Raw genomic sequence first — 23,028 nt, 5'->3', positions numbered from 1 at the left:
ATTATACCTGTCCTGCGAGCTGCTTCGTACGCTCGTTCTCGGTCTCCACGACCTCGTCGGCGGAAATGTAGAAGTCGCGCTTATAGTTGAAGGTATGGCCGATCGTGATGACGATCATCGCGGCGAAGGTAATGGCGGCAAGCCACCACATGTACCAGATCATGCCGAATGCGAAGCCGATGGAGAGAACGCCGAGGATGATGCCCGTGCCGGTATTCTTCGGCATGTGGATCGGGATGAAGCCTTCCGTCGGACGCTTGAAGCCGCGGTTCTTCATGTCCCACCACGCGTCGTGATCGTAGACGATCGGCGTGAAGGCGAAGTTGTAGGCCGGCGGCGGCGACGAGGTGGACCATTCCAGCGTACGGCCGTTCCAGGGGTCGCCGGTGTGATCGCGAAGTTCTTCGCGCTTCATGAAGCTGACGGCGAGCTGGATGAGGAAGCAGGCGATGCCGATGGCGATCAGGCCGGCGCCGAAGGCGGCGATGATGAACCAGATCTGCAGCGACGGATCGTCGAACTGGTTGACGCGGCGGGTAACGCCCATCAGGCCGAGGATATAGAGCGGCATGAAGGCGAACCAGAAGCCGATCTGCCAGAACCAGAAGCTCATCTTGCCCCAGAAAGGATCGAGCTTGAAGCCGAAGGCCTTCGGGAACCAGTAGTTGACGCCCGCAAACATGCCGAAGAGCACGCCGCCGATGATCACGTTATGGAAGTGGGCGATCAGGAACAGCGAGTTGTGCAGCACGAAGTCGGCCGGTGGGATCGCGAGCATGACGCCCGTCATGCCGCCGATGGTGAAGGTCACCATGAAGCCGACGGTCCACAGCATCGGCACTTCGTAGCGGATGCGGCCGTGGTACATCGTGAACAGCCAGTTGAAGAGCTTCGCACCCGTCGGGATCGAGATGATCATCGTCGTGATGCCGAAGAAGGAGTTGACACTGGCGCCCGAGCCCATCGTGAAGAAATGGTGCAGCCAGACGAGATAGGAGAGGATCATGATCACGCAGGTGGCATAAACCATCGAGGCGTAGCCGAAGAGGCGCTTGCCGCAGAAGGTGGCGACGACTTCCGAGAAGACGCCGAAAGCCGGCAGGATCAGGATGTAGACTTCCGGGTGGCCCCAGATCCAGATGAGGTTGACATACATCATCGGATTGCCGCCGAGGTCGTTCGTGAAGAAGTTCGTGCCGGCGTAGCGGTCGAGCGTCAGCAGAGCGAGCGTCGCGGTCAGGATCGGGAAGCTTGCGACGATCAGGATGTTGGTGCAGAGCGACGTCCAGGTGAAAACCGGCATTTTCATGAAGGTCATGCCCGGCGCGCGCATCTTGACGATGGTGGCGATCAGATTGATGCCCGAAAGCGTCGTTCCGATACCCGCGACCTGTAGGCCCCAGATATAATAATCGACGCCGACGTCCGGACTGTAGGCGATGCCGGAAAGCGGCGGATAGGCCAGCCAGCCGGTCTTTGCGAATTCGCCGATGAACAGCGAGATCATGACGACGATCGCGCCCGCCGTCGTCATCCAGAACGAGAAGTTGTTGAGGAAGGGGAAGGAGACGTCGCGCGCGCCGATCTGCAGCGGCACGACGAGGTTCATCAGGCCGGTGACGAAGGGCATCGCCACGAAGAAGATCATGATGACGCCGTGGGCGGTGAAGATCTGATCGTAGTGATGCGGCGGCAGATAGCCCTCGGATCCGTTGAAGGCGATCGCCTGCTGCAGGCGCATCAGCAGCGCGTCGGAAAAGCCGCGCAGCAGCATGATCAGCGCCAGCACGACATACATGATGCCGATCTTCTTGTGGTCGATGCTGGTGAACCATTCCTTCCAGAGATAGCCCCAGAGGCGGAAATAGGTCAGCAGGCCGAGAAGGGCGATACCGCCGATGGCGACGCCGATGAAGGTCACGACGAGGATCGGCTCGTGATACGGAATCGAGTCGAGCGTCAGCCGACCGAAGATGAATTTATAGAGGTCCGGGTTGGAAAACATGGATTGCCTCTGTCCCTTATGAATGTCTTGTTATGGAGCGCACCGGATCAATGACCCTGATGCTGTGCCGAACCGGTCGACGAATCGGAAGAAGAGCCGTTGCCCATATCCATGCCCGGCATCGAGTTGTCTCCATGCTGCATGGTGTGGCCGGCGCCGCCCTCAGCCTTGACGGGCGTGACTTCGGCCGAGCTGCCATCGCGATTGTCGTAGATCAGGCGCTCGCGGTTTTCGTGGCTCTCCTTGCCGCCGCCGCCCTTGGCGTCGATATGCATCATTTCGCTCATGCACATCTTGCTCGGATCGGCGCACATGTTGAGGATGGCATTGTAGAGACCATCGTCGACGGCGTTGAAGTACTGCACCGGGTTGCGTTCGCTGGGTTTGGCAAGCGTCAAATATTCCTGGCGGCCGAGCGCCGTGCCCTGGCCCTTGGCCTTCTGGACCCACTGGTCGAAGTCAGCCTGGCTGAAACCATGGAACTTGAAGCGCATGTTCGAGAAGCCGGCGCCGCTGTAATTGGCCGACATGCCCTGGAATTCGCCCGGATGATTGATGACGGCATGCAGCTTCGTCTCCATGCCCGGCATGGCGTAGATCTGGCCTGCCAGCGCCGGGATGAAGAAGGAGTTCATGACGGCCGAAGCCGTGATCTTGAAGTTGATCGGGCGGTCGACCGGGGCCGCCATCTCGTTGACGGTCGCGATGCCGTATTCCGGATAGAAGAACAGCCATTTCCAGTCGAGCGCGACCACTTCCACCGTCAGCGGCTTCACGTCGGCGCTGAGCGGCTTGTCGGCGGCGATGCGGTCGAGGGGCCTATAGGGGTCGAGCTGATGGGTGCTGATCCAGGTCACCGCGCCGAGCGCGATGATGATGGCGAGCGGAGCGGACCAGATGACCAGCTCGAGACGCGTCGAATGATGCCAATCCGGCTCGTAGGTCGCCTCGCTGTTCGACTGGCGGTATCTCCAGGCGAAGAACAGCGTCAGGAAGATCACCGGGATGATGATCAGCAGCATCAGCACGACCGAGACGATGATGAGGTCTCGCTGCTGCATGGCGATATCGCCGGAGGGGGCCATCACCACAAGATCGCAGCCGGAGAGCAGCAAAAACAATGGAATGACGGATAAACGGCTGAAAATCTTCGATAGTCTTAGCACGTCTTAAAGCTCTTTTTGTTTCGACCCTACCGCGACTAAAGGACGGCGGTCATGAACGATATGAGGTGTTTCGTCGCACCGCAGCAAGTCGGGTGCAATGCGGTATGGAATGCTGTTCCACCTATCGGGAAAACCCCGAGAAATCCAGAAGGTTTTCCGTGGAGTCCCTCGCTTTTGTCGCCGCCAATATACCCGGAACGGAACAAATGGCTATCGCCGGCGGTTCATGCTTGATCCGGAATGCGGCGCCGACGGCTGAAAAAGCCCGGTTTGATCGCTGATTTGCGAATTATTTCATGCTCAAGACTTGATATGTTTGCACGTTTGATCGACATTTTCATTACGCGCGAATTCGTGGAGGAATTCGTGCTCGGAGAGGGAGGCTCCCGCGCATGGTCAGCGTTACGCATGAATCATTGAACCCCACATCTTCAACGCTTGAGAGCGATGCCCGCAGCATGCATGCGGGCGGCACTGTCGCTCCCGGCAATATCGCCATCGGCGTGATCATCGGTCGCACGTCCGAGTTTTTCGATTTCTTCGTCTATGCCATCGCATCGGTCCTGGTCTTCCCGAAGCTGATCTTCCCCTTCGCCGACCCGCTGCATGGCACGCTTCTTTCGTTCCTGGTCTTCGCGCTTGCCTTCATCGCGCGTCCAATCGGCTCGTTCATCTTCATGGCGATCGACCGCGCCTATGGCCGCGGCGTCAAATTGACCATCGCCCTGTTTCTGCTCGGCGGTTCCACGGCGTCCATGAGTTTCCTGCCCGGCTATAGCGAAGTCGGCGTCTATGCGATCATCCTGCTTGCGATCTTCCGCATCGGGCAGGGCCTTGCGCTCGGCGGCGCTTGGGATGGTCTCGCCTCGCTCCTCGCACTCAATGCCCCGACCAACCACCGCGGCTGGTATGCGATGATTCCCCAGCTCGGCGCGCCGATCGGTTTCATGCTGGCCAGCGCCCTGTTCGCCTATTTCGTCACGAGCATCTCGACGGCGGACTTCCTCGATTGGGGCTGGCGCTATCCCTTCTTCTGCGCCTTCGCGGTCAACGTCGTGGCGCTCTTTGCCCGCCTGCGTCTGGTGGCGACGGAAGAATTCGGCACTCTGCTCGAACGCCATGAGCTTGAGCCCGTGAAGATGACGGAACTGCTGCGCGTGCATGGCCGGGACGTCCTGATCGGCGCCTTCGTGCCGCTGGCAAGCTTTGCCACCTTCCATCTGGTCACGGTCTTCCCGCTCGGCTGGGTCACGCTTTATAGCGAGCAGACCCCCGGTTCGTTCCTGCTGATGGAATTCCTGGGCGCGATCTGCGGCATTCTCGCCATCATCTGTTCCGGCATGCTCGCCGACCGGATCGGCCGCCGCAATCAGCTCGCCATCGGTGCCGTGCTGATCGCCTGCTTCGCTTTCGTCGCGCCTTGGCTGCTCGATGGCGGCGTCACGGGCCGTCACATCTACGTGGTTCTCGGCTTCACGCTGCTCGGCCTCTCCTTCGGTCAGGCGGCCGGCGCCAGTGCCTCGCGCTTCAGCCAGAACTATCGTTACAGCGGCTCGGCCCTCGTGTCGGATCTGTCCTGGCTGATCGGTGCGGGCTTCGCGCCCTTCGTGGCACTTGCCCTCTCCAGCCAGTTCGGCCTCGTCTATACCAGCCTTTATCTGCTGTCGGGCGTCGTCTGCACGCTGGTTGCGATCTTCTTCAGCAAGACCCTGGAGACGCGAGACAACTGAGACCGAATGATCGAAATTGAAAAGGCCGCGGCGCGAAAGTGCCGCGGCCTTTTTCGTTCAGATCGAACGTATGAGGCACGCAATCACCGATGCCGCGTCCGCATTCTTCAATCCCGCCGCCGGCATGGATTTGCCGGTTCGGTGGCTTCACAAAGCTCATCGGGTCGAGCATGCCTCGAAACTGGGTGTCATCAAAACTTGACTCTGTTTTCAAACTTTTGTGATAACTAGGCCTAACTGTAAACTTGAAAATAATGGTCAGGAAAAATATAGGCTACCGCATTGCCGCCCGGTGGTGGCGCTTTTCAAGCGAGAGGACTTAATGACTTTTTCCTTTTCTCATCTCACCAGCGCGCTGGCACTTGCCGCGGGCCTTGCCGTTGCTCCGATGATGGCGAATGCTGCCGATTCCGAGGGCATCGTCGTCTATAACGCCCAGCACGAAGCGCTGACGCAGGCATGGGCGGATGGCTTCACCAAGGAAACCGGCATCAAGGTCACGATTCGCAACGGTAGCGACATGCAGTTCGCCAACCAGATCGTTCAGGAGGGCGCTGCTTCGCCTGCCGACGTCTATCTGACGGAAAACTCTCCAGGCATGGCACTGGTCGATGCCAACAAGCTTTTCGCTCCGGTCGATGCCGCTACGCTCGCCCAGGTGCCGGAAACCTTCAAGGCCGCCGACGGCAATTGGGTCGGCGTTGCCGCCCGCTCCACGGTCTTTGCCTATGACAAGACCAAGCTGAAGGAAGCCGATCTGCCGAAGTCGATGCTCGATCTCGCCGATCCCAAGTGGAAGGGCCGCTGGGGCGCTTCTCCGGCCGGCGCCGATTTCCAGGCGATCGTCAGCGCGCTTCTGGAACTGAAGGGCGAGGATGCCACCCGCGCCTGGCTGAAGGCCATGAAGGAAAATGCCAGCTTCTACAAGGGCAACAGCGTCGCCATGAAGGCCGTCAATGCCGGCGAGGTCGAAGGCGCGGTGATCTATCACTATTATTGGTTCGGCGATCAGGCCAAGACCGGCGAAAACAGCAAGAACGTCGCCCTGCATTACTTCAAGAACCAGGATCCCGGCGCTTTCGTCAGCATCTCCGGCGGCGGCGTCCTGGCATCGAGCCAGCATCAGAAGGACGCCCAGGCGTTCCTGAAGTGGATCACCGGCAAGGGCGGCCAGGCGGTTCTGCGCGATGGCAACTCCTATGAATATGCCGTCGGCAATGGCGCTGCTTCCAACCCGAAACTGGTGCCCCTCGCCGACCTGCAGGCACCGAAGGTCGAACCTTCGAAGCTGAACAGCAAGAAGGTCACCGACCTGATGACGGAAGCAGGGCTCATCTAAGACGAAAGCCCGCGCCGCAACGCGTTTCGAACGCTTTCGGACGGGCTCGGCTCTTGCATCCCGGTCGCATGCCCTGCTAGGGGCATACGGATGGCCTCAAGGCTGATCGATCGGGCAATCGCCGTCAGCGGCGGTTGCCTTCCTATTTCAGGGCGTGAAAGGCAGCTTAGATTTGCTGCAGAAGAACACATATGCCGGCGAGCCTGCCGCCATGCGAATGCCCCAGTTGACGGCCGCTCCCCGCAGCCGCGTTCGGCATGCCTCCGTCGTCGCCCTTGCGTCCATCGTTGCGCTTCTGAGCCTGGTGCCGCTCGGCTTCATCGTCTGGATCACGATCGATACCGGCTGGGCCGAAGTCGTGGCCCTGATCTTCCGCAATCGCGTCGGCGAGCTGCTCGTCAACACCGTCCTGCTTGAAGTCTGCACCATCCCGCTGTGCATTCTGCTGGCTGTCACGCTCGCCTGGTTGACGGAGCGCACCGACATTCCCGGCGCCCGCCTCTGGTCCTGGCTGGCCGCGGCGCCGCTTGCCGTGCCCGCCTTCGTGCACAGCTATGCCTGGGTCAGCCTCGTGCCCGGCATGCGCGGGCTCTGGAGCGGCGTGCTGGTATCGGTGCTCGCCTATTTTCCCTTTCTCTATCTGCCCGTCGCGGCCGCCCTGCGCCGGCTCGATCCGGCGATCGAGGATGCGGCGGCCTCGCTCGGCCTCGACCCCTGGCGCGTCTTCTTCCGCGCGATCCTGCCGCAGCTTCGCCTCGCCATCTGTGGCGGCTCGCTGCTGATCGGCCTGCATCTCCTGGCGGAATACGGTCTCTACGTGATGATCCGCTTCGATACTTTCTCGACCGCCATCGTCGACCAGTTCCAATCGGCCTATAACAGCCCGGCCGCCAACATGCTCGGCGGCGTCCTCGTCTTCTGCTGCCTGCTGCTGCTCGGCTTCGAGGTGCTGGTGCGCGGCAACGAGCGCTATGCCCGCATCGGTTCGGGTGCCGCCCGCCCGGCCGATCGCCGCCGCCTCGGCTGGTTCGTTGCTCCAGCCGTCGCGCTGCCTGTTGTGACCGCCGTGCTGGCGCTCGGCATTCCCTTCGTAACCCTGGCACGCTGGCTTTATCTTGGCGGCACGGATATCTGGCGGATCGATACGGTCGGCTCCGCCCTGCTGCAGACCATTGTTCTGGCCATCGCCGGCGGCCTGCTCGCCACCATTGCGGCAACCCCCATGGCCTGGCTGTCGGTGCGCGCGCCGGGCCGGCTGCAGCGCATTCTCGAAGCCTGCCACTATTATGTCGGCTCGCTGCCGGGCGTCGTCGTCGCACTCGCGTTGGTGTCCATCACCGTCCGGCTGGTCCTGCCGCTCTATCAGACCTTTGCGACCCTGCTGCTCGCCTATGTCCTGCTGTTCCTGCCGCGCGCCATGGTCGGCCTGCGCGCCAGCATCGCCCAGGCGCCCGTCGAGCTCGAGCGCGCCGCCATGGCGCTTGGCCGTACGCCCGCGCAGGCCGTGCGGCAGATCACTCTACGTCTTGCCGCTCCCGGCTTTGCCGCCAGCGTGGCGCTTGTTGCGCTCGGCATCACCAATGAGCTGACAGCGACGCTGATGCTCTCTCCCAACGGCACGGAAACGCTGGCAACCAAATTCTGGTCGCTGACCAGCGAGATCGATTATGTTTCGGCGGCACCCTACGCCTTCATGATGGTCGTCCTGTCGCTGCCGCTCACCCTTCTTCTTTATGTGCAATCCAAGCGGACGGCCGGACAATGACCTTTCTGGCGATCAAGAATATCAGCAAGCACTATGGCCGCGTGCATGCGCTTGACAATATCGACCTCACGATCGCCGCCGGCAGCCGCACGGCGATCGTCGGCCCGTCCGGTTCGGGCAAGACGACACTGCTGCGCATCATCGCCGGCTTCGAGATCCCCAATGCGGGGCAGGTGGTGCTGGAGGGCGAGACCCTGGCGGATGGAGAGGCGATCGTGCCGGCGCATCGCCGCGGCATCGGCATCGTCTCGCAGGACGGCGCCCTGTTCCCGCATCTGAGCGTATCGGAAAATATCGGCTTCGGCATGGAGCGCGGCGCGCGCGACCGCGACCAGCGCATCAATGCCCTCATCGATATGGTCGAGCTCGACCGCGGCATGCTTGATCGCCGCCCGCATCAGCTTTCGGGCGGCCAGCAGCAGCGCGTCGCACTTGCGCGGGCGCTTGGGCGCAAGCCGAAGCTGATGCTGCTCGACGAGCCCTTTTCCGCTCTCGATACCGGCCTGCGCGAGAACATGCGAAAGGCGGTCGCCCGCGTGCTGCAGATTGCCGGCATCACCGCGGTTCTGGTGACGCATGATCAGGCGGAAGCCCTGTCCTTCGCGGATCAGGTCGCCGTCCTGCGCGAGGGCAAGCTCATTCAGGCGGGAACGCCGCAAGCACTCTATCTCAGCCCCAGGGATCGCGAGACCGCGCTCTTCCTCGGCGACGCCCTCGTGCTGCCGGCCGATATCGGCAACGGATCGGCCAAATGCGTCCTCGGTCACATTCCGGTCGACGCCGAGAGCCGGCAAGGACGCACCGATATCATGCTGCGGCCCGAACAGTTGCGTCTGGCCGGCCTCGATGATGCCGGCGCGGGTGCGGCCTGCATCGGCAAGGTCACTGAAATCGAATTCGGCGGCGCCGTCTGCGCGGTAACGGTCGTCTTGTCCAATGCCAACGGTTCGGAGACATTGAACATCAAAAGCTCCGGCGTCGGCCTGCCCGAGATCGGCAGCATGGTTTCGGTGACCGTTCTCGGAAAGGCGCATGTCTTCAGCAAGCTCGGCGCTTGAGCATCATTTGAGTTGAAGCAGGTGATTCCCGCCATCGACCGCGGGCGATGCGTTCTACAGTTCTACGACAATGCGATCGCCTCGGATGTGGCCTTCAGGACGACGCTGGTGGGGCGGGATTTTGGGGGTAAGGGCTCTCTATAAGTTGCCGCGCCTCCGATACCCCCCTCTGTCACTTCGTGACATCTCCCCCACAAGGGGGGAGATTGATAACCCGGGGGCACTCTCTTGCCTCAAGCTAACATCGAATCTGTTGAAGCTGAGCTCGTTACTTTTCTAAATGGTGCGGCGGTCTCCCAACGATTTCCCCCCTTGTGGGGGAGATGTCGCGACAGCGACAGAGGGGGGTGCGCACCATCCACGAACGCTTAGCCCACATACCCGAAGAACCTAACCCTCCCCAAGCACCGGCGTCTCCAAAACCTTGCCGGTCGCAACATCGGCGATGCCGCGATCTGTCTGGTGCGGCCCGGCATTGCAGGCAAGCGTTGCGCCGAAGCAAGCCTTGAAGACAAGGTAGGGCGGGTTCCAGTCGACGATGGCGTCGATTGCCTCGCGGACGGTGCGGAAGGCGTTGGCGGTTTCCGCAAGCGGCGCATCGCTGACCAGCCCGGAGAGCGGCAGCGGCAGCAGCGCCTCGATCTTGCCGTCGCGGGCCACCGCAAGTCCGCCGCCGGCCGCGATGACGGCGTTGGCGGCAATCGCCATATCTTCCGCGTTGCCGCCGAAAACAGTCAGGTTGTGGCTGTCATGCGAAACCGTGGTGCAGAAGGCGCCGCGCCATTCGCCCCAGCCCGTCAGGAAGCCGACGCGCGGCAGGCCGTCCGCCTTGCCATGACGATGGGCGACGGCAATCATGGCCGTTTCCGCTGGTGGCACGACAAAGCCGTCTGCCACGTCGGCCTCGATTTCACCCCATTGCGTGAAGCGCGGCTGATCGATGGTCGCAAGCCGCACACGGCTGCCGGTCGCCGCCACACGGAAATCATTGTCGCTGAACGATGTCAGCTTGACCGAATTGCACAGCAAAGCGGCATCGGTCGGCTCGATTGCGCTGATCATCCGGCCCGCTCCGGCAATCACGATGCCATTGACGATCACATGCCTCGCCCTGAACTCCTGAAGATCCTCGAAGAGCATGATGTCGGCGCGCCGTCCGGCCGCGATCAGGCCCAGATCGCTGCGCCCCAGCCGCATGGCGGCATTCAGCGTTGCCGCCCGCAAGGTCCATTCAGGCTTCAGACCATAGCCGACGAGACGGCGCACCACATCGTCGAGGCCGCCGCTTTCATGAAGTTCGTCGGGAAAGACGTCGTCGGTGCAGAGCGTCACGGTCTGCGGCAGAAAGCCGAGATCGTTGATGACGTCGACGAATTCCGGCAGCAGATGGTCGTGCGAGCCGCGCAGCTCGATGGCAAGGCCCGCCGAAAGTTTTGCCAAAAGGTCGGCGCCGGACGTCAGCTCGTGGTCGGAGGAGACGCCGGCCGCCATGAAGGCGTTGAGATCGGCGCTCTCGAGCCCGCGGGCGTGGCCGCAGACCATCTTGCCTGCATGCAATCCGGCATTGACGATATGGGTGGCGCGCGGATCGCCGTCGATGACGCCGCGCATGGTCATGACCTCGGCCACGCCACCGATATCGGGCCACGCCAGCATCTCAGCCATCGCAGCCGCGTCGAAATCGGCGCCTGCGATCTCCAGCCCCGGCGCGGACGGCACGCAGGATGGCGCCAGCGGTATTACCCGCAGCGGCAGTTGCCGCGTCGCCTCGATCGCCCAGCGCACGCCGTCGAGACCGTGGACATTGCCGAATTCATGCGGATCCCAGACGATGGTCGTCACCCCGCGCGGCAGGACGGCCTCGGCATAGGTCGCCGGCGTCACCATCGAGCTTTCGATATGCATATGCGTGTCGATCAGGCTGGGCGAAAGGAAGCAGCCTTCGGCATCGATCGTCCGCGCCGCATCGGTGCGGCTGCCGGGCGCATGTACGCTGGCGATCAGCGGGCCGACGATGCCGATATCGGTGGCGCGGATCTGGCCGGTCACCATGTCGACAAGGCGGCCGCCCGCAATCAGCAGGTCGAAGGGTTGATCGCCACGAGCGGCGGCGATCGCGCGTAAACGCAGCTCCGGAACATTCAGGTCTGCCGGTTCGTCGCCATCCCTGCTCATCGGCCGGCCTCCCGCAGCAGCGCGTCGAATATGATCCGGCGGGCCTTCTCCGCATCGATTTCGGCAGCGAAATGGGCGTTGAACTCAGCATGCGAGGCGCGCGTTTCGATGATGGTGCGCCCGCGCGTATGCTGCCCGTGCAATTCCGCGTCGATCCGGGCATGCCGAAGCGTTGCGATCCCAGGCTCCACGAAAATGGCCGCCGCCGTCGGATCATAGATCGCCATGGCCGGCCTGCCGCGGCTGATGGCGATGTTGACATAGCCCTCCAGCAGATCGGCGAGCAGCTGCGCCTTTTCGCTGGCGATCTCGCGGAGGCGGGCAACATCCTCCGGCCAGGCCAGGATCTTGCGGCAGATGTCGAGATCGATCATGCGCAGCGGCAGGCCATGCGCCAGCACCATGGCAAGCGCCTCCGGGTCGGCAAAGGCATTGAACTCAGCCGAGGCCGTGTGGTTGCCGGCGGTGACGCCCCCGCCCATCCATGTCAGCTCGTCGATGCGGGCGGCGAGGTCCGGACGCGCCAGCGCCACGGCGGCGATGTTCGTCAGCGGTCCAAGCGCCAGGATGCGCTTCGGCCCATTGCCGTCGGAAAGCCAGTTGCATAGCTCGGTAAAAGCATCGCTGAATGGAAGCGGACCCGCCGGCGGCAGGCTTTTGCCTGTGGTGGGAATGCCGCTCTGGCCGAGAATACCTTGCGCCGTTTCCAGCCTGCAAAGCACAGGCAGCTCGCGGCCGGTATGGATCGGAAAGGTCCAGTTGAAGACGGCAGCGGCGCTCGCTGCATTGGCCTGGACATGGGAGAGCGGGGCATTGCCGCTGACAAGCGAAACGCCATCGATGACGAGATCCGAATGCGCCACCACCAAGATGGCGGCGATGTCGTCGAATCCCATATCGGTATCGATCCAGATCCCCATATTCTATCTCATTGATCGCTGCGAAATGCCTGATGGCAGTCCGGCCGCGCTGCCAGGGCTGCAGCATTCCTGCCGTCTGGTGGGAATGGCCGCGGGCGCGCAAAAAGCATGCGCACCCGCAGACCGCTTAGTTGGCGAGCGCGTCGAGGATGCGGACCCAGGAACGGATGCCTTTGTGATAAGAGCGCAGCTCGTATTTCTCGTTCGGCGAATGGATGCGGTCATCGGAGAGGCCGAAACCGACGAGCAGCGATTCCATGCCAAGCATCCTCTGGAAATCGCCGACAATCGGGATCGAGCCGCCCATGCCGATGATGAGGGCGGGCTTCGGCCATTCGCTGGAAAGCGCGGTCTTGGCCTTGGTCAGTACTGGCGAATCGTAGGAAAGCTGGATGGCCGGCGAGCCGCCATGCTCATGAAACTCCACCGAGCAATCCCCAGGGATCTTGGAGCGCACATAGGCGCGGAAGCTCTCGCGGATCGCCGCCGGGTTCTGCTGGCCGACGAGACGGAACGAAACCTTCGCCGATGCCTTGGCCGCAATCACGGTCTTGAAGCCGGCGCCGGTATAGCCGCCCGTAATCCCGTTCACTTCCGCCGTCGGCCGTGCCCAGGTGAGTTCCATCACCGATCGGCCCTTTTCGCCCGAGGGGATCGACAGGCCGACTTCGCCAAGGAACTTTTCGGCCGTCATGCCAAGCTTCTCCCAGGAGGCCTTGATGTTGGCGGGCGTTTCCTCGACGCCTTCATAGAAGCCGGGAAGCGTGATGCGCCCTGTCTCGTCATGCAGGCCGGCAAGAATATCGGTCAGAATGTGGATTGGATTGGCGGCAGCGCCGCCGAAAAGGCCCGAATGCAGGTCGCGATCGGCTGCGGTGATGACGATCTCCTCGCCCACCAGTCCGCGCAGGCCGGCAGAGATCGCCGGTGTATCGCCATCCCACATGCCGGTATCGCAGACGAGGGCGAAATCCGCCTTCAGTTCGGCGGCATTGGCTTCGAGGAAAGGCTTGAGCGAGGGCGAGCCGGATTCCTCCTCGCCTTCGAACAGGATGGTGATGCGCACCGGAAGTGCGCCCCTGGTTTCCTTGTAGGCGCGCACCGCCTCGACGAAGGTCATCAGCTGGCCCTTGTCGTCGGAGGTGCCGCGGCCGGTCAGGATCTTGCGGCCATTGCCCATGTCCTTGATCTCGGGCGCAAAGGGATCGCTGTCCCAGAGCTCGATCGGATCGACCGGCTGAACGTCGTAATGGCCGTAGAAGAGCACATGCGGTGCATCGGCGCTGGCGGCATCGTGATCGGCGACCACCATCGGATGTCCGGGCGTGTCGCGCACGGAGGCCTTGAAGCCCAGCGAGTTCAGGTAGGCGACCAGCCACTCCGCCGCCTTGCGGCATTCCGCCTTGTAGTCCGGATCCGTCGAAATGGACTTGATGCGCAACAGTTCGAAGAGATTGTCGAGGCTGGAAGGGAGGTTCTGATCGGCACGGTCAAGAACGGGCGATAGATCGGTCATATCCGACTCCTTACATGAGATTTGGAGGGACGATAGACCAAAGCCCGGTTGGTTTCGAGGCGCTAAAACTGAAAATTTACCGTAACTTGCCGGTTTGGTTGAGCGCGCTCTTATGTGATTAGTTGCGTATGTAGTTTACAAGTTTTTTAGAGTATTAGAAATAACGTCGATCCAGAAGATATTCTGGAGACGTGTAATGTTTTCAGTGGTTGCATGCATTCGTGACGATCATGACTTCAGGCTCATTCTCGTTGCAGCGGTCATTTGCCTCATCGGCAGTCTTGCCACCATGCTTCTGTTCTCCCGTGCACAGGAATGCCAGTCGCATCAGCGTCGCTATTGGATCGCCGCTGCGGCCTTCGCCAGCGGCATCGGCATCTGGGCGACGCATTTCATCGCCATGCTCGCCTATCAGAGCAGGCTCTCCATCTACTATGGTCTTTCGCTGACCGTGCTTTCGGTGGTTCTTGCCATCATCGGCTCCTGGCTTGCCATCGCCATCGCCTTCGAGTGGGATAACGGCGTTTCCTTTGCTGTCGGTGGCATCCTGATGGCGTTTGGAATTGGCGCCATGCACTTCAGCGGCATGCAGGCCATCGAGGCCTCGGCAGAGCTTTCCTATGACTTGCAGCGCGTCGCCATTTCCATCGTCGTCGGTGCCGTTTTCTCCTCGCTGGCCTTCCTTGCATTTCGCAGCCTTCATGGCGTCAGGCGCATTATTGCCGGCGCTCTTCTCCTGCTGCTGGCAATTTGCTCGCTGCATTTCACCGCGATGAGCGGTGTGACGCTGACGCCAGAGGCGGATATGTCCGCCACCATCGTCTCTATCGATCGAAGCATCCTTGCCGGCATCGCCATGGCTGCCGCGACGGGCCTCATTCTCATCGCCCTCGGAGCGATCTTCATCGACCGTCATTTGACCGATCTCCGCGGCTTCGCCAACGCTTCGCTCGAGGGATTGCTCATCGTCCGCGACGGCAGCATCATCGATGCGAACGAACGCTTCTTTGCCATTTCCGGATGGTCCGCCCAGCAGGTGACGGGCCTGGCGCCCGAAGCCTTCCTGACGCTCGACATGGAGGCCCATGCCGAGGCGGCCATTCCGCTCGAGACGACGCTTTCGGGCTCAGACGGCAAGACGATCCCTGTCGAAACCGTGCGGCGCTCCATCACCTATCGCGGCCACGAATGCAGCGTATTGGTGGTGCGCGACCTGACGGAGCCGCGCCAGGCACAGCAGATGATCGAGCATCTGGCCCATCACGATATCCTGACGGACCTGCCCAATCGCTCGCTGTTCGACCAGCGCATGCGCCAGGCGCTGCAGATGGCCAACCGCAAAGGCGGCGAAGTCGCCATCTTCTGCCTGGACCTCGATCGCTTCAAGGCGATCAACGACATCTTCGGCCATGTTGAAGGAGATCGTATCCTTTGCAAGGTCGCCGGCATCCTGCAACGCATCATCGAAGAGGGCGATACGGTGGCGAGGCTCGGCGGCGACGAATTCGCCATCATCCAGCCCAAGCGCCAGCAGCCGGCGGGCGCCACGCGTCTTGCCGAGCGCATTCTTGCCGAATTCGCCATGGAGATGGATACGGCGCGCGATCCCACGGCCGTCGGCGTCAGTCTCGGCATCGCCATCTATCCGCGCGATGGCGCCAGCACCGAGCAGCTGTATGCCAATGCCGATACGGCGCTTTATCGCGCCAAGCGCGCCGGCCGGGGCCACGCCTGTTTCTTCGATGCCGAAATGGACAAGGCCGTGCGCACGCGCCGCCAACTTGAGAACGATCTGCGCCAGGCCATTCTGCGCAGGCAGCTCTTTCTGGAATACCAGCCGATCTACGACGTCGGCAGCGACAGTGTCAGTGGCTACGAGGCGCTGTTGCGCTGGGCGCATCCGGATCGGGGCTTGATCGATCCGGAGACCTTCATTCCCATTGCCGAGGAAAGCGGATCGATCGTCGCGATCGGTGAATGGGTGCTGCAGCAGGCATGTCAGGAGGCGACGCGCTGGAGCGAGCCTGCGAATGTCGCTGTCAACCTCTCGCCGCTGCAATTCATGATCCCCACCCTCTATGACCAGATTGAAGGGATTTTGCGAAGAACCGGTCTTGAGCCGCAGCGCCTCGAGCTGGAGATTACCGAAGCGGCCCTGATGCGCGAACGGACGGTTGTCATCGCGACATTGCAGCGGCTGCATCGTCTCGGCGTCCGCGTGGTCATGGATGATTTCGGCACCGGCTTTTCCTCGCTCAGCAACCTGCGCGCCTTCCCCTTCGATAAGATCAAGGTCGATCGCAGCTTCACCAGCGCCCTCGAACACGATCCCGCGGCGCGCTCGATCGTGCGCGCCATCATCGGCCTTGGGCACAGCCTGAACATGCCCGTCGTGACCGAAGGCGTGGAAACGGAAACCCAACGCCGCATCGTCATCGAGGAAGGTTGCGCGCAGCTTCAAGGGATATTCTTCGGCAAGCCGGATGTGGGGCCTAGCCAGCACCACTCCGTCCTGGTTAAGGCGGTCGGGCAATCCTAGAGCAGTTCCAGGAAAAGTGCGCAGCGGTTTTCCGTCCGGAATTGCGAGACAACAAAGCGATAGAGCGGTTCAGAGCTTCCGTGAAAAACTGAAGCGCTCTAGAGCCGCTTGGCGTTGTCCAGGACGCGCCGGATATATTCCAGCAAAAGCTCGCGCTCGAAATAGCGGAAATCTTTCAGGAGCTCCTTATCCGCGGCCATCGCGGCTTCGATAGCCTCCGCCTCCATCGCCGCCGCCCGGCTCGTCAGGAAAATCAGTTGCGCCCGCTTGTCCGAGGGATGCGGACGGCGCTCCACCAGCCCATCGCGTTCCATGCGCGACAGAGTATTGGCCATCGTCGCCTGCTCGATATCGACCCGTTCCAGCAATTGTTTCTGCGTAAGCCCGTCTTCGGACCATAATTCCAGCAGGATCGGAAACTGACCGGGGGAAAAACCGAGTTTCGCCGCGCGTTGGTGTAACGAGCGAGCAAATCCCTTTGCCATCTGACTGGCAAGGTAGGCGGCGGAGTCCATCCGATTAAATCCCATGATTGCAAATATGCCGACAATTCAGAATCAAGACAATCGGCAATTTCTCGGGTAGAGGCGCTCGAAAATCAGCAACTTCGGGCGCTTTTTCCACGTTCCAAGGTTGCATTTTTCGACACGAAAAAGCCGCCATGGCCTGGAGGTTCGCCATGGCGGCTCATAAAAGGGGGGACAAAGGCCCGGAGAGGGGATAGGCCTTTGTCCAAGTCTGACATGGCGGGGGACAGGCCGGTTGTCAGACCCTCGGCAAATCAATCGCCGGTGACTAAGATTTGTGATTCCAAATGTGGTTTTTCAAGGGAATGCGCAGATTAGATTGATTAAAACTTAGTAACGTTTCAGTGAGAGATTTCGCTCTTTCCACAGACTGCAAAAGCAGAAGTTTATATGGACGTTGGAAGTGTGCCACGCTATCCATGCTTCCATGAAAAAAGGTGATCATCTCTTTCTCGTCGACGGCTCCGGCTTCATTTTCCGGGCCTTTCACGCACTGCCGCCGCTGACGCGCAAGTCCGACGGATTGCCTGTCGGCGCCGTCTCCGGTTTCTGCAATATGCTTTGGAAGCTGCTGACCTCGGCGCGCGATACCTCGGTCGGTGTGACGCCGACGCATTTCGCTGTTATCTTCGACTATTCTTCGAAGACCTTCCGAAAGGACATCTTCCCGGAATACAAGGCCAATCGCTCGGCGCCGCCGGAAGAACTGATCCCGCAATTCGGCCTCATCCGCGAGGCGACCCGCGCCTTCAACCTGCCCTGCATCGAGACCGACGGCTTCGAGGCGGACGATATCATCGCCACCTATGCCCGTCAGGCCGAGGCGACCGGCGCCGACGTGACGATCATCTCGTCCGACAAGGACCTGATGCAGCTCGTGACGCCGATGGTCCACATGTATGACAGCATGAAGGACAAGCAGATCGGCATTCCCGACGTCGTCGAGAAATGGGGCGTGCCGCCGGACAAGATGATCGACCTGCAGGCCATGACCGGCGATTCCGTCGACAACGTCCCCGGCATTCCCGGTATCGGGCCGAAGACGGCGGCGCAGCTTCTGGAGGAGTTCGGCGATCTTGACACGCTGCTCGCCCGCGCTGGCGAGATCAAGCAGCAGAAGCGCCGCGAAAACATCATCGCCAATGCTGAGCTTGCCCGCATTTCCCGCCAGCTGGTGACGCTCAGGACCGATGTGCCGCTGGATTTGGCGCTTGATACATTGATGCTGGAACCTCAGGACGGCCCGAAGCTGATCGGCTTCCTGAAGACCATGGAATTCACCACGCTGACCCGGCGCGTGGCGGAAGCCTGCGACTGCGATGCGGCGGCGATCGAGCCTTCCGTCGTCAAGATCGAATGGGGCGAAGCCGCCCATGGCCCGGATCTCGATATCGGCGAGAATGTCGATCTTGTTGCCGGCAGCACGGTCGAGGCCGAAGGGGCATCTGTCCCGGCGCCATCGGCCAAGGCGCGTCTGGCTTTGGACGGCACGGCTGAGCCTGAAGATCTTGCCAAGGCCCGCGCCGCGAGTTTCGCGAATGCGCCGATCGACCATTCGAAATATGTGACCATCCGCGATATCGCCACGCTCGATCAATGGATCGCGGATGCGCGCGAGACGGGCATCGTCGCCTTCGATACGGAAACGACATCGCTCGATGTCATGCAGGCGGAGATCGCCGGCTTTTCGCTGGCGATCGCCGACAACCGCGATGATCCGACTGGTGCCTCCATTCGCGCCGCCTATGTTCCACTCGGCCACAAGACCGGCGTCGGCGATCTCCTCGGCGGCGGCCTCGCCGACAATCAGATTCCGCTTCGCGACGCGCTGGCGCGCCTGAAGGATCTGCTCGAGGATGCCTCCATCCTGAAGATCGCGCAGAACCTCAAATACGACTATCTGCTGATGAAGCGCTACGGCATCGAGACACGCTCGTTCGACGACACGATGCTCCTGTCCTATGTGCTCGACGGCGGCGCCAATGCCACGCATGGCATGGACAGCCTTTCGGAGCGCTGGCTCGGCCATAAGCCGATCGCCTACAAGGATGTGGCCGGTAGCGGCAGGTCTAACGTCACCTTCGACCTCGTCGATATCGACCGCGCCACGGCCTATGCCGCCGAAGATGCCGATGTGACGCTGCGTCTCTGGCTGGTGCTGAAACCACGACTTGCGGCAGAAAAACTCTCAGTCGTCTATGAGCGGTTGGAGCGGCCTCTGGTGCCGGTGCTTGCCCACATGGAAGAGCGCGGCATCACCATCGACCGGCAGATCCTCTCTCGCCTTTCAGGCGAGCTGGCGCAGGGCGCGGCGCGGCTGGAAGACGAGATCTATACGCTGGCCGGCGAACGCTTCAATATCGGCTCGCCGAAGCAGCTCGGCGATATCCTCTTCGGCAAGATGGGACTGGCCGGCGGCAACAAGACCAAGACCGGACAATGGTCCACCTCGGCGCAGGTGCTGGAGGATCTGGCGGCGGCCGGCTTCGAACTGCCGCGCAAGATCGTCGACTGGCGCCAGCTCACCAAGCTGAAATCGACCTATACGGATGCGCTGCCGAGCTACGTCCATCCCGAGACGAAGCGCGTTCACACCTCCTATTCGCTGGCATCGACCACGACCGGACGTCTGTCCTCCTCCGAGCCGAACCTGCAGAATATTCCGGTGCGCACGGCGGAAGGCCGCAAGATCCGCACGGCCTTCATTTCGACGCCGGGCCACAAGCTCGTCTCCGCCGACTACAGCCAGATCGAACTGCGCGTGCTGGCGCACGTCGCCAATATCCCGCAGCTCAAGCAGGCCTTCGAAGACGGTATCGACATTCACGCGATGACGGCATCCGAAATGTTCGGCGTGCCGGTGGATGGCATGCCGAGCGAGGTGCGCCGCCGCGCCAAGGCGATCAACTTCGGCATCATCTACGGCATCTCCGCCTTCGGCCTCGCCAACCAGCTCTCGATCGAGCGCTCGGAAGCCGGCGACTATATCAAGAAGTATTTCGAGCGCTTCCCCGGCATCCGCGATTACATGGAAGGCGCCAAGCAGGCCGCGCGTGACAAGGGTTATGTCGAGACCATCTTCGGCCGCCGCATCCACTTCCCGGAAATCCGCTCCTCCAACCCTTCCGTCCGCGCCTTCAACGAGCGCGCCTCGATCAATGCGCCGATCCAGGGTTCGGCCGCCGACGTCATCCGCCGCGCCATGATCAAGATGGAGCCGGCTCTCACTTCGGCCGGGCTTGGCGAGCGCGTCCGCATGCTTTTACAGGTGCATGACGAACTGATCTTCGAAGTCGAGGATGCCGATGTCGAGCGCACGACGCCGATCATCGTCTCGGTCATGGAAAATGCCGCCATGCCGGCGGTCGATATGGCTGTGCCGCTGAAGGTCGATGCGCGCGCTGCGCACAATTGGGATGAGGCGCACTGAGGCTGCCTATCCCGCCCCTTGCGGGCGGGAAAGCAAAATCAGCATTTAGCCGCCAGGCTAAGTGCTAGATTTTGCAAGGGCGGGGGGAGGAAGGGGCGCACCGGCTTGCCAGACGTAGGATGAGGAAGAAAGGACCCCTCTCTTGTAATTTCAATGGCTTAGAAATTGCGCTTGGCTTTGAACTCGTGGAAGGTTTCGTACCGCAATTCCTAAACCAGTGAAATTGCTTTCTCGCCCGCCAGGGGCGAGATGGAGCGGCACCCAGCCTCCCTCACGTCCCAATCAGCGCTTCCAGTACCGAAACCATCGCGCGTTCGGCCTCTTCGAGCGTGCCGCTATTGTCGATATCGGCGACGTCGTAGCTGCCCTCAACGGTCAGCGAGCTTCTCTCCAGCCGCTTTAGCACGTCTTCGCGGCTCTCGCGTCCGCGCGCCATCAACCGCTCGGCCAGCACTTCGCGTGTAGCCGTGATGTTGATGACCTTCAGCCGCGGAAATGCACTCTGGAAGTGGTGCAAAGCCGAGCGCGAGCCATTGGCGATGACCAGATTTCCCTGCACCAGCTCCTCGGCGACATCAGCTGGAATGCCGTACTTCAAGCCATGTGCTTCCCAGGAGACGGCGAAGGCGCCGGCCTGTTCCATCGCGTCGAAGTCGGCATCGGAAACGCTTCTGTGATCCTCGTTGCCGGCATCGCCGTCCCGCGTGATCACGCGGCGTACGAAATGCACATCGGCCCGGCCGGCAAAATGCCGGGCGGCCAGATTCATCAGCGTATCCTTGCCGGCACCGCTCGGGCCGACGACGACGGCGAGCGTGCCCGCCGTCGCATCCGCCAGACCGAGATTAGCCGGCTTGATATCGGCGTCAGGGTTCATGCGACCCGGCGTCCTTCTCGCCAGACCGAGCGTGTGACCGGCACGCCGTGATCGCGGCGGACGCGTACGAGATCGGCGCGCAAGCCCTCAGCGATGCGGCCGCGATCGTTGAGGCTGACGGTTCTTGCCGGCGTTGCGGTCACCATGGCGATCGCCTGCGGCAGTGAAATGCTCTCGACTTCGTCCGCGAGGATGAAGGGTGCATGCAGCAGGCTGAGCGGCACGTAGTCGGAGGAAAGCACGTCGAGGACGCCGAGCTCGGCCAGATCGCGGGCGGCAATGTTGCCCGAATGCGACTTGCCGCGCACGATGTTCGGCGCGCCCATCAGCACGCTCATGCCGGCGCCGTGCGAAGCCTTGGCGGCGTCGATGCTGGTCGGGAATTCCGCAAGGCGAACGCCGTAATTGATGGCTTCGTCGACATGGGCGAGCGTCGCGTCGTCATGGCTGGCAACCGTAATGCCGCGCTCGGCGCAGACCTTGGAAATCGCGTCGCGATGCGGCGTGGCGTATTTGGCCGATTCTTCCTGGCGCTTGGCCACGAAACGGGCGAAAGCCTCGTCGCTGAGCCCGCGCTTCTTCTGATAGTAGAAGATGTATTGATCCATGGTCTGGAACTGGCGCTGGCCCGGCGCATGGTCCATCAGCGAGACCAGACGAACGTAAGGGTCCTTCTCGAAATCCTGGAAGTGGTCGAGAACGTTGTCGGAGGAGACTTCGCAGCGCAGATGGATCAGGTGATCGGCGCGCAGGCGATCTTCGCTCTGAGCCGCCTGGATGGCGTCGGCCATATCGCGCATCTCGCCCTTTTCGAAGCCGCCATCCTCGTCCGAGCCCATCCGCAGGCAGTCGAACACGGTCGTGATGCCAGAGGTGACGATCTGGGCGTCATGCGCCTGGATCGCCGCCGTCTTGTTCCAGCGCACGCCCGGACGCGGCGAATAGTGTGCTTCCAGATGGTCGGTATGCAGCTCGACCAGGCCGGGAATCAGATAATCGCCCTCGAAATCCTCGCCGATGGCGGACTTGCCTTCGGAAATGCCGGCAATGCGCCCGTCGCGGATCAGCACGGAACCTTCGACGATCCTGTCTTCGAGGACGATGCGAGCGTTGGAAAGGACGGTTTCTTTGGTCATGTCAGATCTTTCACTGTTAGGCGCCGGCAAGCGGCAGCCAGGAACGGACGGTAAAGGGAGCGCCACGCTCTTCTTCGATAAAGACGGCGAGGCCGGAAATGTCGAGCGGCTTGCCGGTATGAGCGGCGAAACGTTCGCGCAGCACGTCGTGCATCTCGGCCTGGCGATCAGCCGGAACGCGCCCGGTCAAGGTCATATGGAAACGGAACTCGTCATTGACGTAAGGATAGCCCCAACGCACCAGATTGGCACGCTGCGGCTCTGTCAGGCCCTCCGGCTTGCGCCGGCCGATATCATGATCCGAAAGCGGCGCGCGGAACGGTTCGAAGGCCTTGACCACCCGCGAGGCAAAATCCTGCAGCGGCTGGTAGAGCGAGCCCGGAACGAGCGCGAAGAAATGCCCGAGCTGGCCAAGCACCAGTTCCGGAATGGTGAAAGCCTTGGTCTGCGCGGCGAATTCGGCGGCGACATCAAGAAGATCGCGCTCGGTTACGGAACCGGCAAGCTCGAAGGGCGCCTTCAGCGTGGCATGGAAACCGTAACGGCGCGGATCGGCCGTCAGATCGGCATGGCCCGCCGGCACGGGGCCGATGGCCTTGTCGGAAAAAATCTCGTCGGAAAATGCGTCGCGTCCCAGCCAGAGGGCGGCAAGCGAGGTCAAAGGATCGTCTTTGGGCGGCGTGAAATAGAGAGCATAGCGCAAGGCTGCATTCCTTGGAAAAATCGGCTGCGCGAGACACTGTTGGGTGATTTGCGACAAACCGCAAGAGCAGCAAGGCAGCAACGGTTCGAATCCGGCTAAAGCCGGTTCTGGCGCTGCGGTCTTGCCGGCCTGCGCTACCGGA

At 61.7% G+C, this 23,028-nt stretch carries 15 protein-coding genes; 6 read left to right on the top strand and 9 right to left on the bottom strand.

Going from position 1 to position 23,028, the window contains the following annotated elements; genetic code table 11:
- Position 1: 1 nt before the first annotated feature.
- Positions 2-2,005: a cytochrome o ubiquinol oxidase subunit I gene (gene cyoB, locus ACPYOP_RS12470; RefSeq protein WP_481410703.1), complete on the bottom strand. Its 2,004-nt coding sequence runs from the start codon at positions 2,003-2,005 to the stop codon at positions 2-4.
- 47 nt (positions 2,006-2,052) lie between these two features.
- Positions 2,053-3,171: a ubiquinol oxidase subunit II gene (gene cyoA, locus ACPYOP_RS12465; protein WP_481410702.1), complete on the bottom strand. Its 1,119-nt coding sequence runs from the start codon at positions 3,169-3,171 to the stop codon at positions 2,053-2,055.
- A 392-nt stretch (positions 3,172-3,563) separates the two neighbouring features.
- Between cyoA and ACPYOP_RS12460 the strand changes: the two genes are divergently transcribed.
- The 4 genes from ACPYOP_RS12460 to ACPYOP_RS12445 all read left to right on the top strand — a co-directional run bounded on the left by ACPYOP_RS12460 (position 3,564) and on the right by ACPYOP_RS12445 (position 9,063).
- Positions 3,564-4,901, top strand: coding sequence for an MFS transporter (locus tag ACPYOP_RS12460; RefSeq protein ID WP_481410701.1), 1,338 nt, complete (start codon positions 3,564-3,566; stop codon positions 4,899-4,901).
- 322 nt (positions 4,902-5,223) lie between these two features.
- Positions 5,224-6,240, top strand: coding sequence for an iron ABC transporter substrate-binding protein (locus ACPYOP_RS12455; RefSeq protein WP_481410700.1), 1,017 nt, complete (start codon positions 5,224-5,226; stop codon positions 6,238-6,240).
- A 211-nt stretch (positions 6,241-6,451) separates the two neighbouring features.
- Positions 6,452-8,005, top strand: coding sequence for an ABC transporter permease (locus ACPYOP_RS12450; RefSeq protein WP_481410733.1), 1,554 nt, complete (start codon positions 6,452-6,454; stop codon positions 8,003-8,005).
- Complete coding sequence (locus ACPYOP_RS12445) at positions 8,002-9,063, top strand: ABC transporter ATP-binding protein (RefSeq protein WP_481410699.1); 1,062 nt, start codon at positions 8,002-8,004, stop codon at positions 9,061-9,063. The genes ACPYOP_RS12450 and ACPYOP_RS12445 overlap by 4 nt, the downstream gene beginning before the upstream one ends.
- A 390-nt stretch (positions 9,064-9,453) precedes the next feature.
- Here the strand turns inward: ACPYOP_RS12445 and ACPYOP_RS12440 are convergent, their stop codons facing one another.
- The 3 genes from ACPYOP_RS12440 to ACPYOP_RS12430 form a co-directional block, all read right to left on the bottom strand.
- On the bottom strand, positions 9,454-11,238 hold the full coding sequence (locus tag ACPYOP_RS12440; protein WP_481410698.1) for an adenine deaminase: 1,785 nt from the start codon (positions 11,236-11,238) through the stop codon (positions 9,454-9,456).
- Positions 11,235-12,158, bottom strand: coding sequence for a nucleoside hydrolase (locus ACPYOP_RS12435; RefSeq protein ID WP_481410697.1), 924 nt, complete (start codon positions 12,156-12,158; stop codon positions 11,235-11,237). The genes ACPYOP_RS12440 and ACPYOP_RS12435 overlap by 4 nt, the downstream gene beginning before the upstream one ends.
- 127 nt (positions 12,159-12,285) lie before the next feature.
- Positions 12,286-13,674: a M20/M25/M40 family metallo-hydrolase gene (locus ACPYOP_RS12430; RefSeq protein WP_481410696.1), complete on the bottom strand. Its 1,389-nt coding sequence runs from the start codon at positions 13,672-13,674 to the stop codon at positions 12,286-12,288.
- Positions 13,675-13,870: 196 nt separating this feature from the next.
- On the opposite strand from ACPYOP_RS12430, the gene ACPYOP_RS12425 reads away from it, so the two are divergent.
- On the top strand, positions 13,871-16,213 hold the full coding sequence (locus tag ACPYOP_RS12425; RefSeq protein ID WP_481410695.1) for a bifunctional diguanylate cyclase/phosphodiesterase: 2,343 nt from the start codon (positions 13,871-13,873) through the stop codon (positions 16,211-16,213).
- Between the two features lie 98 nt (positions 16,214-16,311).
- Here ACPYOP_RS12425 and ACPYOP_RS12420 read toward each other — a convergent pair whose 3' ends face one another.
- Positions 16,312-16,728 carry a MarR family winged helix-turn-helix transcriptional regulator gene (locus tag ACPYOP_RS12420; RefSeq protein WP_481410694.1) on the bottom strand — a complete coding sequence of 139 codons (417 nt, stop codon included), beginning with the start codon at positions 16,726-16,728 and terminating at the stop codon, positions 16,312-16,314.
- A 439-nt stretch (positions 16,729-17,167) separates the two neighbouring features.
- Between ACPYOP_RS12420 and polA the strand changes: the two genes are divergently transcribed.
- Entirely contained in the window at positions 17,168-20,170 is a 3,003-nt protein-coding gene (polA, locus tag ACPYOP_RS12415; RefSeq protein WP_481410693.1) for a DNA polymerase I, read from the top strand.
- A 271-nt stretch (positions 20,171-20,441) separates the two neighbouring features.
- Here the strand turns inward: polA and phnN are convergent, their stop codons facing one another.
- The 3 genes from phnN to ACPYOP_RS12400 are packed head-to-tail and all read right to left on the bottom strand — an operon-like array spanning position 20,442 to position 22,886.
- Entirely contained in the window at positions 20,442-21,047 is a 606-nt protein-coding gene (phnN, locus tag ACPYOP_RS12410; RefSeq protein WP_481410692.1) for a phosphonate metabolism protein/1,5-bisphosphokinase (PRPP-forming) PhnN, read from the bottom strand.
- Positions 21,044-22,183 (bottom strand): alpha-D-ribose 1-methylphosphonate 5-triphosphate diphosphatase, encoded by a 1,140-nt coding sequence (locus ACPYOP_RS12405; protein ID WP_481410691.1) that lies wholly within the window; start codon positions 22,181-22,183, stop codon positions 21,044-21,046. The genes phnN and ACPYOP_RS12405 overlap by 4 nt, the downstream gene beginning before the upstream one ends.
- 16 nt (positions 22,184-22,199) lie before the next feature.
- The gene (locus ACPYOP_RS12400; RefSeq protein ID WP_481410690.1) at positions 22,200-22,886 is read right to left on the bottom strand and encodes a DUF1045 domain-containing protein; all 687 of its coding nucleotides are present in this window, start codon (positions 22,884-22,886) and stop codon (positions 22,200-22,202) included.
- Between the last annotated feature and the right edge of the window lie 142 nt (positions 22,887-23,028).

The sequence above is a fragment of the Rhizobium sp. KNZ2-6A genome (genome assembly GCF_056755475.1).
Note: the sequence above shows the minus strand (reverse complement) of the source record. Positions and strands in the feature narration are given on the sequence as shown.